Raw genomic sequence first — 16,205 nt, 5'->3', positions numbered from 1 at the left:
ATCCTCTTTGATACTGCATGTATCATAACATGCTGGTTTCGGCCTTTGGGGCCGGCTGCTAATGGCTGCAATCCCCTTTTGCAAGGTAATCGAACTATGGGCTTGAGCGCTGGCGCACTGAAACTGGGACTCGACGCGATTGCGGGGCGAGAGCCCGCCATCGCCCGAGCGCTGGATGCGGCCGGCTACCCCGAACCGCGCATCCGCCCTACCGGATACGCCACGCTCCTGCGCACCATCGTGGGCCAGCAAGTGTCGGTGGCGGCGGCCTCTTCGGTGTGGCAGCGGCTCGAGGACCTGCTGGGCGAAGGGATCGCGCCCGAAACTTTGCTGGCCGCCGAATTCGAAGCCCTGCGCGGCTGCGGGCTTTCGCGTCAGAAGCAGGGTTATGCGCGCAGCCTTTGCGAACTGGTGATCGCCGGCACGCTCGACTTCGACGACTTGCCCGCGGACGACGAGGAGGCAATCGCCCAGCTTGTGCGCATCAAGGGCATCGGCCGCTGGTCCGCGGAAATCTATCTGCTCTTCGCGGAAGGCCGCCCGGACATCTGGCCGGCCGGCGACCTTGCGGTGCAGGCCGGCATGCACAAGATCCTCGGCCTGGAAGCGCGTCCCAGCGAGAAGGAAGCGCGGGAACTGGCCGAAGCCTGGCGCCCCCATCGCGGCGCCGCGGCGATCTTCACCTGGCACTGCTACAACAACCCGGCCCTTTAAGCGGCGCCCTAAACGGAGAGGGGCGCCTTCCGTAGCCCCGCTTCGCCCAGAAAACGGCTTTCCATCCACCGGCGCAGGCGCGGGGACTGCCGTTCGGTCAGGATCGATATTCCCGCGCAGGCCAGCACGATCAGCGCGATCAGGGCCGCGAACATCGGAAAACTGCGCCCGGCCTCGATCCCCCAGGACCGCAGCAGCTGGATCAGCGGCCAGTGGAACAAGTAGAGCGTGAAGGAAAAGCCGGCGAGCGTCCGGGCGGCTCCGTCGAGACGCAGGATCGGCGCGGAAAGCAGGTTCACCAGCGGACGCGCGGCCACCAGCGCCAGGGTCATGGCCAGGCCCATCAGCAGGTCCGACAACGCCCATTGCGACCATTCGGCATCGCCCGGCCACCACGCCTTGAGCAGGGGATTGAGCACCGCGTGATCGATCCGGAACAGGAACAGCGCCATTGCGCAGGCTGCCACGATCGCGACGGGCGCAGCCGCGAGGGGCAGGCGCCGGGCGGTGCGAACATGGGTCAGCGCCGCCCCCATCAGCCAGACGGGCATCAGCAGGAGAATGGCCCCGCCCGCCGCCGCGCAGCCCAGCGCCACCGCAAGGACGCGCGGCCAGCCCCGCAGGAACACGGCCAATGCGAAGATCGCATAGTACCAGACCTCGTAGCAAAGCGACCAATAGGGCGGGTTCCAGACCGGCCCGGCCACCCCCGGCCAGGCGCTGAGGAAAGCCAGCGGCGCCAGCAGTTGCTTCGTCACTTCCAGCGCTTCCGCGGGGGAATTGTCCATTCGCACCGGCATCGGCCCCGCCAGCACATAGGCCGCCAGCGTGCCGAACAGCAGCGAGGGCACCGCGACCGGCAGGATGCGCGACAGGCGCGCCACGGCGTAACGAGGCAGGCTGGACCGGCCGCTCAGCACGGACGTGCTGATCACGAGGCCCGAAAGCACGAAGAACACGATCACGCAGTAGTGCTGCATGCGCACGCCGAAGGGAAACCAGCCGTGATAAAGCCCGAGCTGCACCGCATGGCCGATGGCCACGAGCAGCGCCGCGCCAAAGCGCACGAAGTCCAGCACGACCGAGAGCGGCCGCGTCAGGAAAGGTTGCTCGGCAGGCGGGCTCACGGGAGCCGAATCAGTCGCGCGGGGCGGCCGCGTCGATGAAGCGGGCCAGTTCCAGGTCGCGGCGGCTCAGGCCATCGGCATCGTGGGTGGTCAGCGTGATCTCCACGCGGTTGTAGACGTTGAACCATTCAGGATGATGGTCGGCCTTGTCGGCCTGGATGGCCACGCGGGTCATGAAGCCGAAAGCCTCGTTGAAGTCCGCGAATTTCAGCTTGCGCACGATGGCGAGGCCGTCCTCGCGCAAGTCCCAGCCGGGCAGTGCGGCCAGCGCTTCATCGCGTTCGGCGTCGGTAAGGCGGGCAATCGGCATGGGCGACTCCGTAAAGATGCAGCCAGCTTGGCACTGGGGGGGCTTTCCACTATCGCGTCACCCCATGCAAGGGGCCTCCATCGCCATCGACGACCTCGCCTGCCGGCGCGGCGACAGGCTGCTGTTTCGCGGCGTCTCGCTGCGGCTCGATGCCGGCGAGGCACTGCAGGTGACCGGGCGCAACGGCATCGGCAAGTCCAGCCTGCTGCGTATCCTGGCCGGCCTGGCCCCGGCCTTTTCCGGCGCCGTGACGACCGCAGGCAGCATCGGCCTGGTGGACGAACGCCCGGCGCTCGATCCGGGCTGGACGCTCGGCTCCGCCCTGGCATTCTGGCAGCAGATGGACGGGAATGGCGAAGATCGGCACATGGCCCGCCTGGGTCTCTCGGGCCTGCTTGACGTGCCGGTGCGCTACTTGTCCACGGGGCAGAAGAAGCGCGCCGCCCTTGCCCGCCTGCTCGGCCAGGACGCGCGGATCTGGCTGCTCGACGAGCCGCTGAACGGGCTCGACAGCCATGCGGTCGCCCTGGTCGAGGCACTGGCGGCGGAGCATTGCAGCAAGGGCGGCATTGCAGTGATCGCTTCTCACCAGCCTTTCGCGCTGCCGGGCATGGCAACCCTCGCCCTTGCGGAGCACGCGGCATGAGCGTCAGGATCCGGCCCCTCCTCAAGCGAGACCTCACGCGCCTGCTGCTGGGCGGACGCGGCGGCGGGGCGCTGCTGCCGATCCTGTTCTTCCTCTCGGTGGCGATGCTCTATCCCTTCGCCGTCGGCCCCGATGCGCCGCTGCTGGCGCGGACCGGCGGCGGCGTGATCTGGGTTGCCGCCTTGCTGGCCGCGATCCTGCCGCTCGACCGCCTGGTGGAGCCCGACATCGAGATGGGCCTGTTCGATCAGTGGGCGCTGCGCGGCATCTCCGAGGAACTGGTGATCGCGGTGCGGGTGCTCGCCCATTGGCTGAGCTTCGGCCCCCCGCTCATGCTGGCCGCCCTGCCCGCCGCCGCCCTGCTCGGGCTGGACGGGCAGAGGCTCATGCTGGTCGAGATCGGGCTGCTGGCGGGTACGCCGGGCCTCGCCGCGCTGGGGGTGACGGTTGCCGCACTCACGGCCGGCCTGCGCGGCGGCGCGGCGCTGGGGGGGCTGCTGATGATCCCCATGGCCGTGCCGGTGCTGATCTTCGGCGCGGGCAGCCTCGGCAGCGGCGGCACGGGCGGACTGGCCCTGACCGCGGCGGCAAGCCTGGTCCTGCTGGCCATCGCCCCTTTCGCCAGCGGCGCGGCGATCCGCGCGGCCCGCGGCTGACGATCTCGCGCGGCGCGGCGCCGGCGAGCGCTCGTTTCATCGCCACGGCGGTTGGCGCAGGTACCGCTGCCCAAGCATAGTGCGCTTCCAGATCCGGCCAGAACCGGACAGCGGGAGAATGCCATGGAAAGCCATCGGACGCTGATCGACAGGGCCAGGCGCGAAGCCGGGCTCGACGACTTCGGCGCAGACGGCTTTCGCGAGGGCCTGGAAATCCTGGTCGATTCCCTCGATCGCGAGGCCGGCCTCAATGCGCTGGGCGAAAGCGCCCTGGCGGAACGCATCGTCCTGCATCTCAGGCAAAGACTGGAAATCGAAGACTGGTATCGCCGCCATCCCGAGATCGCGGACGAGGAGATCCGCGCACCGCTGTTCGGCGTCAGCCTGCCGCGCACAGGTTCCTCGGCGCTGTCGTTCCTGCTCGCGAGCGACCCGGCGATCCGCTACCTCAGGGTCTGGGAAAGCAGCCGCCCCTGTCCGCCGCCTGGCACTGTCGAAGGACCCGATCCCCGCCGGGGCGTCTCCGCCAGCAGCGCCGACGAGACGCTGAAAGGCGGCCGCCGCACGCCAAGCGGGATCGACGGCGCGATGGAGTGCCAGGACATCATGGCGCTCGATTTCAAGAGCCAGATATTCCAGGCTTTCGCCCAGGTTCCCCGCTATTCGGACTGGCTCCTCCAAGCCGACCTGACCGAGACTTACGCCTATCACAAGCGTGTGCTGAAGCTGCTGCAATGGCGGCAACCGGCGCGGCCCTGGCGGCTCAAGGCGCCCACGCACATGCTCTATCTCGATGCGCTGACGGCGGCGTTTCCCGATGCCCGCTTCGTCATGACTCACCGCGATCCCAGCGACGTGATCCTGTCCGTGGCCACGGTCTATGCCGACATCATCGGCAAGTTCACCGACCGGACCGACCATGCCTATCTCGGCGATCTCAACCTTCGGACCTGGTCCGAGGCGATGCGGCGGGCGATCGCCTTTCGCGATGGCGGCGGGGACCACCGTTTTCACGACATCCACTTCCGCGCCATGCTGCGCGACCCGCTGGGGCAAGTGCGCGAACTCTATGCCTGGCTGGGAGAGCCGGTCTCTCCGGAGTTCGCACGGGCAATGGCGGCATGGTGGGCATCGAACGAGAGCGAGCCCCGCATGGCCAAGCCCGATCCGGCGCGCTTCGGGCTCGATCCCGCAGCGGTGCGCGGCCATTTCGGCGACTATCTGGCGCACATGGAGCGCTGGGCGCCCTTCAGCGAAGCCGCTTGAACAACTTTCGGAAGAACCACAGGTGATGACAGATGGGTGAAGTAACCAGCGGCCCCGTAGACTTCGATGCCGCCGCGCGAGAGGCGCAGACGATTGCGGGAGGGCCGCGCTATGCGCCGCTGCGGCTCGACGAAGTGAGCCCGGAGGGACAGGAGCAGGTCGACGCGATCCGCGCGGCCTTCCATATCCCCGACAGTCGCCCCTTCCCCGACGTCAGCCTGATCACCTTGCGCCATCCAGGCATGTTCAAGGGGCAGATGGTGCTGGGTATCGAATTGGCCGCCAGAGGCGCGATACCCGGCCGTGAGCGGGAACTGATGATCCTGCGCCTGGCCCTGCTCGCCGGCGCGCCGTTCGAATGGTGCGAACATGTGGATATCGGCAAGGCCTTCGGCATCACTGCCGAGGACCTCGAACGCGTGATCGCAGGCTCTGCCGCGCCCGGCTGGACCGAACACGAATCGGCCATGCTGCGCGCGGTCGAGGAACTGCTCGCCGATTACTGCCTGGGCGAGGAGACCTGGAACACGCTCGCTCGGACCTGGGACGAAAAGCAGATGCTGGAACTGCCCATGCTCGTCGGCGCCTATCTGATGACGGCGATGCAGCAGAATTCCCTGAAAATTCAGCCCAAGGGCGGTTTCGATTACCGCTGATCCCGATTCGCGGGATTCGGCACGCCGATAGTCCGCGAATCGGCGAAACGAATCACGGCGAATCACTGCGTGTTTCGAAAGGCCGTCGCTCCCCGAGCGGCGGCCTTTTCTCGTGGAAAATATCGCCGGGTTTTTCGCACGGTTCACCGGCGGCGGATCCGGCGGCGCCTGTGGACAAGCGCGGCAGAACTCCGGGATAACGGCGGGATAAGTTGGGGATTTTCCTGAAAAAAACGGGCCGGGGCGGTTTCTCGCGTGGTGCGTGAAATCGCCCCGGCCCAGTCGACAGGAAGGGCAGGCGGGCGCCCCATGACAAGCGCCGGCCCGAGGTCCTTGGTGCAGGCTTGACGGGCAAGACAAGCTGCGTAGACATAGCTAATGATAATCATTCTCAAATACAAGCCCATGGAGAACCAGGCATGTATCAGTACGTCGATCGCCCGCTGAATTCGCTCGACGAGGGGTGCCGTTTCCTCGTCTGGTCCATGCGCGCCTGGGTCACGACGCTGGCGCGCCGGCAATGCCCTGCGCAGGCACTGGCCCCTGCTTTCGCCAAGTGGCGGATGATCGGCGGGCTCCAGCCGTTCCACCGGGCCATGCTGCTGTTCAACCGCGATGCGCTGGAGACTTTCGCCTTCTGTCCGATGGCCTGCAGCCATGTTTCCGAGCACGAGGCGGTGATTCTCGAACTCATCACCTCGCTGCGCGACCGCGGCCCCCAGCAGACGCGCGCCACGCTGGAACTGGTGGTTTCGGAAGACAGCGTGGGCGACGTGCTGGAAACGCTCTCGAAGCTCGGCGCGGCCATGGCCATTGCCGGCATTTTCCCCGGCGAACCGGTCGAAGCGAAGAACCAGCGGCATTGAGCGGCGACGCGGAGGGAGGCCCGGCTCCGGGGCGCGTGCCGGAGGGAAGCGCACTTCCCTCCGGCGCTCCTCATTGAGCGGGCGCGGTGAGGACCGGCGGACTTATCCCCCGATCAATTCGCGCCCGATCAGCATGCGCCTGATCTCGTTCGTACCGGCGCCGATGTCGAGCAGCTTGGCATCACGCAGATAGCGCTCGACCGGCCAGTCCTTGGTGTAGCCGGCCCCGCCCAGTGCCTGCACCGCTTCTCCCGAGACGCGGAAGGCGTTCTCGCTGGCGAGCAGGATCGCGCCGGCCGCGTCGAACCGGGTGGTCTGCCCTGCGTCGCAGGCCCGCGCGACGGCGTAGACATAGGCCCGCGCCGACTGCAGCGCGACGTACATGTCCGCCACTTTGGCCTGCATGAGCTGGAACGTGCCGATGGCGGTGCCGAACTGGCGGCGTTCGCGCACATAGGGGATCACGGTATCCAGGCAGGCCTGCATGATGCCGATCTGCAGACCCGCCAGCACCACCCGCTCGTAGTCGAGCCCGCTCATCAGCACTTTCACGCCGCCGTTCAGCGGGCCCATGACGTTCTCTTCAGGCACGAAGCAGTCGTCGAACACCAGTTCGCACGTCGGCGATCCGCGCATGCCCATCTTGTCGATCTTCTGGCCGATGGAGAAGCCGGCCATGCCTTTCTCGATCAGGAAGGCGGTGATCCCCCTGGAGCCTGCCTCCGCATCGGTGCGGGCGTAGACGACCAGCACTTCCGCGTAAGTACCGTTGGTGATCCAGAACTTGGTGCCGTTCAGGCGAAAGCCGCCCGGCACGGCGTCGGCCCGCAGCTTCATCCCGACCACGTCGGACCCCGCCCCCGCTTCGGACATGGCCAGGCTGCCCACATGCTCGCCGGAAATCAGGCCGGGCAGGTACTTGGCCTTCTGGGCCTCGTTCCCCCAGCGCCGGATCTGGTTCACGCAGAGGTTCGAGTGCGCGCCGTAGGACAGCCCGACCGAAGCCGAGGCCCGGCTGACTTCCTCCACCGCGATCACATGTTCGAGATAGCCCAGCCCGGTGCCGCCCCATTGCTCTTCCACGGTGATGCCGTGCAGGCCAAGCTCGCCCATGGCAGGCCAGAGTTCGCGCGGAAACCAGTCCTCCGCATCGACCCTGGCCGCAAGCGGCGCGATCTGTTCGTCGGCGAAACGGGCCACGCTCTCGCGGATCATCTCCGCCGATTCGCCCAGCGCGAAGTCGAAATCCGGGGTTGCCTTCATGCCCTAGTCCCAATCTTTTCGAGCGCCGCTCTCCGGCGCCTTTCGTTAACCCGCAAGTTAGCGACCGGGCTCCCGCCAAACAAATTGAAACTTCCCGCCCAGTTCGATAAATTTTCCCAATGATAAAGCGCGCGCATATCCGCCATTTCCTGGCCGTTGCCGATTCCGGCAGCTTCAAGCAGGCCTCGGCGCGGCTCCACGTCACCCAGCCGACGGTCTCCACCAGCATTGCGGAACTGGAACGCCTGGTGGGATCGCCGCTGTTCGTGCGCGACCGGCGCCATGTCCGCCTGACCGAGCCGGGGGGCGCCTTCCTGCCGATCGCCCGCGACCTCGAAGCCGGCTTCCGCCGCGCGGACCAGTTCGGCCGGCCCATGCAGGAGCAGTGGCCGGACCTGAAGCTGGGGGTGATCCCGAGCGTGTCCGGCCCGCTGCTGGAGCGGCTCGCCCGCGAACTGGCCGGGGACTTCGGGATCGAACTGGTGGAGGGGGACGACCGCGATTTGCGCGGGCAACTCGGCAGCGGCAAGATCCAGTTGGCGCTGACGTTGCTGGGGGAAGACGAACAAGGCCCCTGCGCCCGCACATTGCTGGAGGAGCCCTACGTCCTGGTCATGCCGGAGACGCACCGCTTCGCCGGGGCGTCGCTCGTGGCGCCGCAGGACATCGCCGGGGACATCATGATCGCCAGGCGGTCCTGCGAGGTGCTTCAGCAAACCAGCCGCTTCTTCACCGATGCCGGGGTGCGCCCGCGCTTCGCCTTGCGCAGCGAGAACGAGGACCGCTGCATGCGCATGGTTGCGGCCGGCCTTGGCGTGACGGTGGCGCCCCTGTCGCTGGCTCCTGCGGGAACGGCGACGGCGGAGATCGCAGGCTATGGCCTGAGCCGCAGACTGGGCCTGATACGCGGCGCGGAATTTCCGGCGGAGGCGGAGGAACGACTGGCGGCGACGCTGGAGATCGTCTCCGCCAGCCTTCCCTCCCTGGCCCGTCAATCCGGTGCGGCGCCCTCATAGCGCCCGCCGGCTGTCTCTATGCCGACCGGGTCTTTCCGTGTCGGCCGTGAATATCCTGTCTTGCCCTGAACCCTGACTTGGCACCCTGACTGGCGCACGCGTCACACCCGGTGTCCGCACAAGCCGCCCGGTAACGGGCCTGCCTGTACGAGACAGCACCGAGCGGGGGCGCTCCCGAACCGGGTGTCCCTTTTTACCCCCAAATGCGGAGAAGCGCCCCCTACCGTCATGCGGTTCGCGCACTGGCAGCGGCCTCGTTGGGAGAGCAGCCGCCGCCAGCGCGTTCGCACGTTTCGGTGTTGCCCATTAGGTAAAGAGCTGACACGATGCGATCAAACGCAATGAATTTGACGCAGCGTTGCAAAAATTAGAGCAGGTCCAGACAGTCCCGATGCCGGCATTTTCCCGTTTCCTGCGCTACTTCATGGCGGTCGGCCGCCTCGGCTCGATCCGCAAGGCTGCCGACGAGCTGAACGTGTCCGCCTCCGCCATCGACCGGCAGATCCTGAACGTGGAAGCCGAACTGGGCCTCCCGCTGTTCGAGCGCCTGCCCACCGGCCTGCGGCTCACCGCGGCCGGAGAGATGATGATGGCCTCCGGCGCCCACTGGCAGCAGGGCATGGCCAGCCTGCGCGGACGGATAGAGGACTTGCGCGGATTGAAGCGGGGCCACGTCGACATCGCGGTGATCGATGCCCTGGCGACGGGCCATGTCCCTGCGACGCTCCACGCCATCCAGCAGCGCTATCCGGGCATCACCCTGGGCATCAAGGTGCTGGGCAACGACGCGGTGCGGCGGGCGGTGATCGACGGATCGGTGGATTGCGGCATCCTGTTCGAGCCGCAGTCCTACCGCGACCTTTCGGTCCGCGCCTTCACCGAAGTGGTGCTGGGCTTCGTCACGCCGCCCGGCCATCCTTTCGCCGCCCTGCCCGAGGCGCGCTTCTCGATCTGCGCGGACGAGCCGATGATCATCCCGGCAGAGCCGCTGGCGGTCTATCAGCAGATCGCCGTGCTGGAAGGGGCGACCGGGATCGCTCTGACCCGCAAGGCGAGTTCGGACAATATCCAGATGATCACCGCGCTGGTCACGCAGGGTGCCGGGGTGGGCGTGCTCACTTCGCTGGATGTCCGCACCGACGTGCAGCGGGGCAGCCTGGCCTTCACCCGCATTTCCGATTCGCTGCTGCGGCCGATGACCCTCGCGCTCTGCACGGCCTCGGCCCGCACGCCGTCTTATGCCGCGAACCTGGTGATCGGCGAATTCGAGCACGGATTTGCCGCGCTTGGCCATGCTGCTTCAACGGCTTAGGCCCCGCCCGGCCTCTGCGGGAAGCCCAGGCGGCATCGCGCGATTGCGGATTTCGCAAGAACGCGGTAACCGGAGCAGCTTCCTCCCCACATTCGCGTTCAGGATTTGCCCCGCATGAGTGAAGCTTCCGAGCCGCAGCTCCATTATCTCGAGTATTACGAAGACTTCCTTGCCAAGGTTCGCCAGCTTTCACGGCAGGTGCAGCAGGGCGAGTGGAAGCCCGAATTCGTCATCGGCCTCGGCCGCGGCGGATTGGTTCCGGCCGTCTATATCTCGCACCAGCTGTCGCTGCCGATGCTGTCGATCGACCATTCGTCCAAGATCCCCGGCTTCGCCGACGAACTTCTGGCGAAAGTCGCGGCGATGAGCGCCGATGGCACGCGCATGCTGTTCGTGGACGATATCAACGACACCGGCGGCACCATCGAATATATCCGCAGCCAGCTGACCGAAGGCGGCTGCGACCACGGCAACTTGCGCTTCGCGGTGGTGATCAACAACAAGAGTTCCAAGGTCGGCGTCGACCTCTGGGCCGAAGTGATCGACCGTACCGACGACAAGCGCTGGTTCGTGTTTCCCTGGGAATCGGTGGGCACGCGCGAAAGCATCGTCGAGGAAGCGCTTTCGGTGCCCGAACGCCTGGCCTGAAGCCGGGGGTCATGCCCCGGGGCTTCCCCCTGGCTTCATGACCTCCAGCAATCCGGCGTCGTCCATCTCCGCCAGGTCCAGCATGGCGCGGTAGGGATCGCCCTCCAGCCCGAGCACTTGCGCAAAGGCGGGCTCGGTCTTCGCGCCTGCCCTCCGCGCCGCCAGGACCGCGTCCCGGAACGCCGTGCCGCCTAGGCCGAGCAGCCGCTGCTCCACCGTGAAGTGGCGCCAGCCGTGCTGCCCGGCGACCGGCCGCGCCTGGCCGAATATCTCGAATGGCAGCCCTTCCACCGAGAACGTGGCCACCACCGGGCGGTCCGCCTTGCGCCACTGCCACATGGCGAAACGTTCGAAACGTCCGCACTCCGCCCACAAGGCCGCGGCGAACAGGTCGGGATCGGGGGCATGGCAGAGCACGTCGATGTCGCTGCCGGGAACCGCCAGGCCGAGCGGGAATGTCCCGGCGACATGCGGATCGAACCGGGCGAGCCGCAGGAGAATGCCGCTCGCCGCCAGGGCCGCCTGCCAGTCCGGCCCCCTCAGCGATGCGCCTCCAGATAGGCTTCCAGCCGGTCGAGATTGGCCGCGACGGCCTCGGGCGGCAGGAACGAGCCGGTGAAGCTGTTGCGTGCCAAGGTCCCCAGCGCTGCCTTGCCCAGACCTCGAGCCGCCGCGACGGCGCGGTAATTGTCAGCCACGTAGCCGCCGAAATAGGCCGGATCGTCGGAACTGATCGTGGCCTTGAGGCCGTGAGCGAGCATCGCGTCGATCGGGTGATCGGCCAGGTCGTCCACCACGCAGAGCTTGTGGTTGGAGAGCGGGCAGACAGTCAGCGTCATTTCCTCACGAACCAGGCGCGCGATCAGCGCGGGGTCTTCCAGCGCGCGGTTGCCGTGATCGATGCGGTGGACGCCCAGCAGGTCGAGCGCCTGATGGACATATGCGGGCGGGCCTTCCTCGCCGGCATGGGCGGTGATCCTGAGGCCCTTTTCGCGCGCGGCGGCGAAGACCCGCGCGAATTTCTCGGGCGGGTGGCCGACTTCGGAAGAATCCAGTCCCACGGCCTCGATCCGGTCGAGCCAGGGTTCCGCCTCGGCCAGAGTGGCGAAGGCGGCTTCCTCGGAGAGATGGCGCAGGAACGAGAGGATCAGGCTGCTGGTCATGCCATGCTCGGCATGGGCGGCCTCCATGGCGGAGAGCAGGCCCTCGATCACTTCGGCGAAGGGCACACCGCGGTCGGTGTGGGTCTGAGGATCGAACATCAGTTCGGCGTGCACCACCCCGTCCGCCGCCGCACGGGCGAAGTAGGCGGCGGCGAGGTCGTGGAAGTCCTGCCGCGTCAGCAGCACGTTGGCGCCCGCGTAATAGATGTCGAGGAAGTCCTGCAGGTTCGAGAAGTCGTAGGCGGCACGCACTTCTTCCACCGTGGCGAAGGGGATCGACACGCCGTTGCGCTCGGCCAGGGCGAACATGAGTTCGGGCTCCAGGCTGCCTTCGATGTGGAGGTGAAGCTCGGCCTTGGGCAGGCCGGCGATGAAGCTGTCGAGATCGGTCATGTCTTGTCCCTGTTCCAGGCGCAGCGGCCCAGCAGATAAGTGCGCGCCACGGCGCGGTCGTCGCCCAGCACCTGCAACGCGAAGAGCCGCTCTGCAAGTCCGGCGTCGCGGGTGCGGCGCGCGAGCAGCGGGGTTGCGCAGGAGTCCAGCACCACGAAATCGGCTTCCTGCCCCACGTCCAGCCGCCCCACGCGGTCGCCGATGTGGAGCAGCGCCGCGCTTCCCCCGGTCGCCAGCCAGAGGGCGCGGAACGGGTCGAGCGCCGTGCCTTTCATTTGCGCCGCCTGATAGGCGATGCCCTGGGTGTGGAGCAGCGAGAACGTCGTGCCGGCCCCCACGTCGGTGCCGAGGCCCAGACGCAGGCCGTGCCGGTCTGCCTGCCCGAAATCGAAGCAGCCGGAACCGAGGAACAGGTTCGAACTGGGGCAGACCGCGATCCCCGCCCCGCTTTCGTCCAGCCGGTGGCAGGCCCTCTCCGACAAGTGCACCCCATGCGCGAAGACCGCGCGGTCCGTGACGAGGCCGAAGCGGTCGTAGGCGTCGAGGTAGTCCGCCGCTTCGGGAAAGCGCGCCGCCACTTCCGCGCATTCGCGCAAGTTCTCGGCCAGGTGGGTGTGAAGCAGCACCTCGGGATGCTCGGCCAGGAGCGCACCGGCATCGGCAAGCTGCGTGTCGGAGCAGGCCAGCGCGAAACGCGGCGTGACGGCATAGCCCAGCCGCCCCCGGCCGCGCCAGCGGCGGATCAGCGCCTCGGTTCCGGCCCGGCCCGACGCGGGCGTGTCGCGCAGCCCTTCGGGGCCGAGGTCCATCAGCACTTTTCCGGAGACGATCCGCATGTTCCGCGCCAGCGCCGCCTCGAACAGGGCATCGACCGACTGTTCGTGGACCGTGGGATAGACCAGCGCGCTGGTCGTGCCGTTCCTCAGCAATTCGTCGAGAAAGAAGGCCGCCACGACATCGGCGTGGGCCTTGTCGGCAAAGGCCTTTTCGGCCGGGAAGATGTGGCGTTCCAGCCAGTCGAGCAATTGCTCGCCATGCGCGGCGATGCGGTCGGTCTGGGGGTAGTGGACATGGGCGTCGACGAACCCCGGCACGACGAGGCCGGGCAGCGTCTCCACCGGCACTTGCCCGTAGCGTCCGGCCAGTTCGGCATAGGCCCCGCGCGCGGCGATCACCCCGTCCTCGACCACCAGCAGCCCGTCGGGCTCGTGACGGATCGCGGCGGGATCGTCCTGGGGGTCATGGGAAACGGAGAGGATTTCGGCGCGAAAGGCTTGGATCATCCGCCTTGTCCTAGCGGGCGAACGGCACGAAGGCGAGCGCCGACGCGCCGCTTACCGCGTGACGCCCCGTTCACCCGCCCGCCAGCCAGGCGAAGCGAGCAACGAAAAGCAGCGCCAGAACCAGCAGGAACCAGTCCTTCCGCTGGATCGTGCCGCGCACCAGCTTGAGCAAGGCATGGGCGGTGATGCCGAACGCCAGGCCGTTGGCGATGGAGAAAGTGAAAGGGATCATCGCCACGGTCAGGAAGGCCGGGATCGCCGCCAGCGGGTCTTCCCATTCCACTTCGGTCAGCGGCAGCAACATGAGCCCGCCAACGATGATCAGCGCCGGTGCAGTCGCCGCCAGCGGAATGACCTGGGCATAAGGCGCCACGAACAGGGTGGCGAGGAACAGCAGGCCGGTCACCACCGCGGTCAGGCCGGTGCGCCCGCCCGCCTGCACGCCTGCCGCGCTTTCGACATAGCTGGTCACCGTGCTTGTCCCGGCCATCGAACCGACGATGGTGGCCGCGGCGTCAGTCACGAGAATACGGTTGAGGCGCGGGATCCGCCCCTGCCCGTCCATCAGCCCGGCCCGCTTGGTCACGGCCACGAGGGTGCCGATATTGTCGAACAGGTCGACGAAGAGAAAGACGAAGAGGATCTCGAAAAGGCCCAGCCCATGGCTGCCCGAAAGCCCGAAGACGCCGGCGAGGTCCAGCTTGAAGGCCGTGCCGGTCAGGGCGTCCAGCGAATAGGGTTCGGGATGGACAGAGACCATGCCGCAGAGCCAGCCGAGCGCGGTCGTGGCGAGAATGCCGATCAGCATGGCGCCGCGCACGTTCCACACGGACAGCGCGCCGATCAGCACCAGTCCGAACAGGGCCAGCATGGCGCCGGGCTCCCTCAGGTTGCCGAGCGCGACGAAAGTCGCCGGATCGGCAACCACGATGCCGGCGCTCTTCAGCCCCACGAAGCCGATGAACAGGCCGATCCCCCCGGCCACCGCCGCGAAGAGATAGTGCGGGATCGCGGCGATGATGAGCTGCCGCACGCCCGTGACGGTCAGTGCCAGGAAGGCCACGCCCGACAGGAACACGCAGCCCAGCGCCACCGGCCAGGGCACGCCCATCTGCTGCACCACGGTGAAGCTGAAATAGGCATTGAGCCCCATGCCCGGCGCCAGCGCCAGCGGCGTATTGGCCACCAGCCCCATGAGGATGGAGGCAAAAGCCGCCGCAAAACAGGTCGCCGCCGCCACCGAGGCCACCGGCATGCCCGCCGCGCCCAGGATCGCAGGGTTCACCAGCACGATATAGGCCATCGTCAGGAAGGTCGTCATGCCCGCCAGGACTTCGGTGCGGGCGGTGGTTCCCCGTTCCTTCAGCGCAAACCAGCGTTCCAGCGCGCCATCCGGCGGAGTGTCCGGTTCGAATTGCGTTTCGGTGCGCGTCACGTTCTCGTCCCCAACAGTTCGCGCGGCCGCGCGCGGCTGCGACGGCTTTCGGCCGGTGGAGTCCTATCGGCAATTGCCGGAGGCGGCGCAACGGACTTCGACGGTCTTGCCCATCCGCTGGCCGACTATTCCCGGCCGGGACCGCCGGGATGGAGGATCAGCGCTCGTTCACCCATTCGCGCCGCAGGGCGGGTCCGGCCAGGCTCATCAGCAGGGCCGCGAGCAAGTAGAGGCCCAGGCCCAGGAGCATGGAATAGCGCAGCGATTCCGCGCCATAGACCGGCGCCAGCGCCTTGGACAGCGCGCCGAGTGCGTAGATTCCGCCGCCCAGGCCGATGAGGTTGTTGATCAGCAGGAACAGGGCCGAAGCGGTCGCGCGGGCGGGCGGCTCGACGAGGTGCTGGACCGCGCTCGTCACCGGGCCGAGCCAGACATAGGCCAGCGCCTGCGGCAGCAGGAACAGCACGAAGGCGAGCGGCACGCTGGAGGTCCAGATCCCGCCCGCGAACAGCGGCACGGCCACGACATAGGCCATGGCCGGAACCCGCCCGTACCAGGCGCGGTCGGCGCGGCCGAGCCGGTCCGCAAGGAGGCCGCCGGCCAGCACCCCCACGGTCCCGCCGATCAGCAGGACCGCGCCGATGAACCAGGATGTTTGGACGAGGTCCAGCCCGAAACTGCGCTGGAGCAGGCTGGGCAGCCAGAAGGCCAGGCCATAGCCCAGCATCGAGCTGGAAGCCGCGCCGAAGCTCAGCAGCCAGAAGGCACGCTTGCGGGCAAGCAGCGCGGCCACTTCCCCGAAGCGCACGGACGGTGCCATGCCCGGCGCGGGGCGGGGCTGGTCCCGAACCACGAACTTGAACAGCGGCGCGATCAGCAGGCCGGCAAGGCCCACCGCCACGAAAGCCGCGCGCCAGTCCACCCGCGCCGCGACATAGCCTCCGGCCAGCACGCCGGCCGCCGAACCGAGCGGGATGCCCAGCGAATAGACTGAAAGCGCGAAAGCCCGCCGCTCGCTGGGGAAGTGATCGCCGATCACCGCATAGGACGGCGCCACGCCGCCCGCCTCTCCCACACCGACGCCGAGCCGGGCGAGGAAGATATGCCAGAAGCCGGTGGCCGCGCCGCACAGCGCGGTGAACAGGCTCCAGACCACCATGGAACCGGTAATGACCCAGGACCGGCTGGTCCGGTCGGCCAGCCAGGCCAGCGGGACTCCCAGCGTCGAATAGAGCATGGCGAAGGCGAGGCCGCCCAGCATGCCCATCTGCGCATCGTCGAGGCCCAGGTCCTTCTGGATCGGCGCGGCCAGGATCGCCAGGATCTGGCGGTCCACGAAGTTGAAGATATAGACCAGCAGCAGCATCGCCAGCACCAGCCGGGGCGAGGCCGACCTGCGGGCAGTTCCGGTGGATTGCCGGTGGGAGAGGTTATCGTGCATCGTCAGTCTC

17 protein-coding genes are annotated in these 16,205 nt (G+C 67.6%); 9 read left to right on the top strand and 8 right to left on the bottom strand.

What is annotated here, in order from left to right:
• Positions 1–96 precede the first annotated feature (96 nt).
• Entirely contained in the window at positions 97–714 is a 618-nt protein-coding gene (locus tag EDF58_RS00435) for a DNA-3-methyladenine glycosylase (protein ID WP_132261743.1), read from the top strand.
• A gap of 8 nt (positions 715–722) precedes the next feature.
• Here EDF58_RS00435 and EDF58_RS00430 read toward each other — a convergent pair whose 3' ends face one another.
• Together EDF58_RS00430 and EDF58_RS00425 are read right to left on the bottom strand one after the other, a co-directional pair.
• Positions 723–1,841 carry an acyltransferase gene (locus EDF58_RS00430; protein ID WP_132261741.1) on the bottom strand — a complete coding sequence of 373 codons (1,119 nt, stop codon included), beginning with the start codon at positions 1,839–1,841 and terminating at the stop codon, positions 723–725.
• A gap of 10 nt (positions 1,842–1,851) precedes the next feature.
• Complete coding sequence (locus EDF58_RS00425) at positions 1,852–2,151, bottom strand: 4a-hydroxytetrahydrobiopterin dehydratase (protein WP_132261739.1); 300 nt, start codon at positions 2,149–2,151, stop codon at positions 1,852–1,854.
• Positions 2,152–2,215: 64 nt separating this feature from the next.
• On the opposite strand from EDF58_RS00425, the gene ccmA reads away from it, so the two are divergent.
• From ccmA to EDF58_RS00400, 5 genes are all read left to right on the top strand, one after another.
• Positions 2,216–2,797 (top strand): heme ABC exporter ATP-binding protein CcmA, encoded by a 582-nt coding sequence (gene ccmA, locus EDF58_RS00420; protein ID WP_132261738.1) that lies wholly within the window; start codon positions 2,216–2,218, stop codon positions 2,795–2,797.
• Positions 2,794–3,453, top strand: coding sequence for a heme exporter protein CcmB (locus EDF58_RS00415; protein WP_132261736.1), 660 nt, complete (start codon positions 2,794–2,796; stop codon positions 3,451–3,453). The genes ccmA and EDF58_RS00415 overlap by 4 nt, the downstream gene beginning before the upstream one ends.
• A gap of 123 nt (positions 3,454–3,576) precedes the next feature.
• Positions 3,577–4,719 (top strand): sulfotransferase, encoded by a 1,143-nt coding sequence (locus tag EDF58_RS00410; protein ID WP_132261734.1) that lies wholly within the window; start codon positions 3,577–3,579, stop codon positions 4,717–4,719.
• A 32-nt stretch (positions 4,720–4,751) separates the two neighbouring features.
• Positions 4,752–5,375 carry a carboxymuconolactone decarboxylase family protein gene (locus tag EDF58_RS00405; RefSeq protein ID WP_132261732.1) on the top strand — a complete coding sequence of 208 codons (624 nt, stop codon included), beginning with the start codon at positions 4,752–4,754 and terminating at the stop codon, positions 5,373–5,375.
• Between the two features lie 419 nt (positions 5,376–5,794).
• A complete protein-coding gene (locus tag EDF58_RS00400) occupies positions 5,795–6,241 on the top strand; it encodes a hypothetical protein (RefSeq protein WP_132261730.1) in 447 nt (148 codons plus the stop codon).
• 102 nt (positions 6,242–6,343) lie between these two features.
• On the opposite strand, the gene EDF58_RS00395 is transcribed toward EDF58_RS00400, so the two are convergent.
• Positions 6,344–7,504 (bottom strand): isovaleryl-CoA dehydrogenase, encoded by a 1,161-nt coding sequence (locus tag EDF58_RS00395; protein WP_132261728.1) that lies wholly within the window; start codon positions 7,502–7,504, stop codon positions 6,344–6,346.
• A gap of 119 nt (positions 7,505–7,623) precedes the next feature.
• On the opposite strand from EDF58_RS00395, the gene EDF58_RS00390 reads away from it, so the two are divergent.
• The 3 genes from EDF58_RS00390 to EDF58_RS00380 all read left to right on the top strand — a co-directional run bounded on the left by EDF58_RS00390 (position 7,624) and on the right by EDF58_RS00380 (position 10,480).
• Complete coding sequence (locus EDF58_RS00390; protein WP_132261727.1) at positions 7,624–8,520, top strand: LysR family transcriptional regulator; 897 nt, start codon at positions 7,624–7,626, stop codon at positions 8,518–8,520.
• Between the two features lie 391 nt (positions 8,521–8,911).
• Positions 8,912–9,832 (top strand): LysR family transcriptional regulator, encoded by a 921-nt coding sequence (locus tag EDF58_RS00385; protein WP_132261725.1) that lies wholly within the window; start codon positions 8,912–8,914, stop codon positions 9,830–9,832.
• 114 nt (positions 9,833–9,946) lie between these two features.
• Complete coding sequence (locus tag EDF58_RS00380) at positions 9,947–10,480, top strand: phosphoribosyltransferase family protein (RefSeq protein WP_132261723.1); 534 nt, start codon at positions 9,947–9,949, stop codon at positions 10,478–10,480.
• A 9-nt stretch (positions 10,481–10,489) separates the two neighbouring features.
• On the opposite strand, the gene EDF58_RS00375 is transcribed toward EDF58_RS00380, so the two are convergent.
• From EDF58_RS00375 to EDF58_RS00355, 5 genes are all read right to left on the bottom strand, one after another.
• Positions 10,490–10,996, bottom strand: coding sequence for a DUF4269 domain-containing protein (locus tag EDF58_RS00375; RefSeq protein ID WP_279388314.1), 507 nt, complete (start codon positions 10,994–10,996; stop codon positions 10,490–10,492).
• Between the two features lie 23 nt (positions 10,997–11,019).
• Entirely contained in the window at positions 11,020–12,036 is a 1,017-nt protein-coding gene (locus tag EDF58_RS00370; RefSeq protein ID WP_132261720.1) for an adenosine deaminase, read from the bottom strand.
• Positions 12,033–13,319 carry a guanine deaminase gene (guaD, locus tag EDF58_RS00365; protein WP_132261718.1) on the bottom strand — a complete coding sequence of 429 codons (1,287 nt, stop codon included), beginning with the start codon at positions 13,317–13,319 and terminating at the stop codon, positions 12,033–12,035. The genes EDF58_RS00370 and guaD overlap by 4 nt, the downstream gene beginning before the upstream one ends.
• Positions 13,320–13,389: 70 nt before the next feature.
• The gene (locus EDF58_RS00360) at positions 13,390–14,754 is read right to left on the bottom strand and encodes an NCS2 family permease (protein WP_132261716.1); all 1,365 of its coding nucleotides are present in this window, start codon (positions 14,752–14,754) and stop codon (positions 13,390–13,392) included.
• 157 nt (positions 14,755–14,911) lie between these two features.
• Complete coding sequence (locus tag EDF58_RS00355) at positions 14,912–16,195, bottom strand: MFS transporter (protein WP_132261715.1); 1,284 nt, start codon at positions 16,193–16,195, stop codon at positions 14,912–14,914.
• Between the last annotated feature and the right edge of the window lie 10 nt (positions 16,196–16,205).

The sequence above is a fragment of the Novosphingobium sp. PhB57 genome, assembly GCF_004342985.1.
Taxonomy (GTDB): Bacteria; Pseudomonadota; Alphaproteobacteria; order Sphingomonadales; family Sphingomonadaceae; genus Novosphingobium.
The sequence above is the reverse complement of the archived record's forward strand: the minus strand, read 5'-3'. Positions and strand labels throughout refer to the sequence as shown.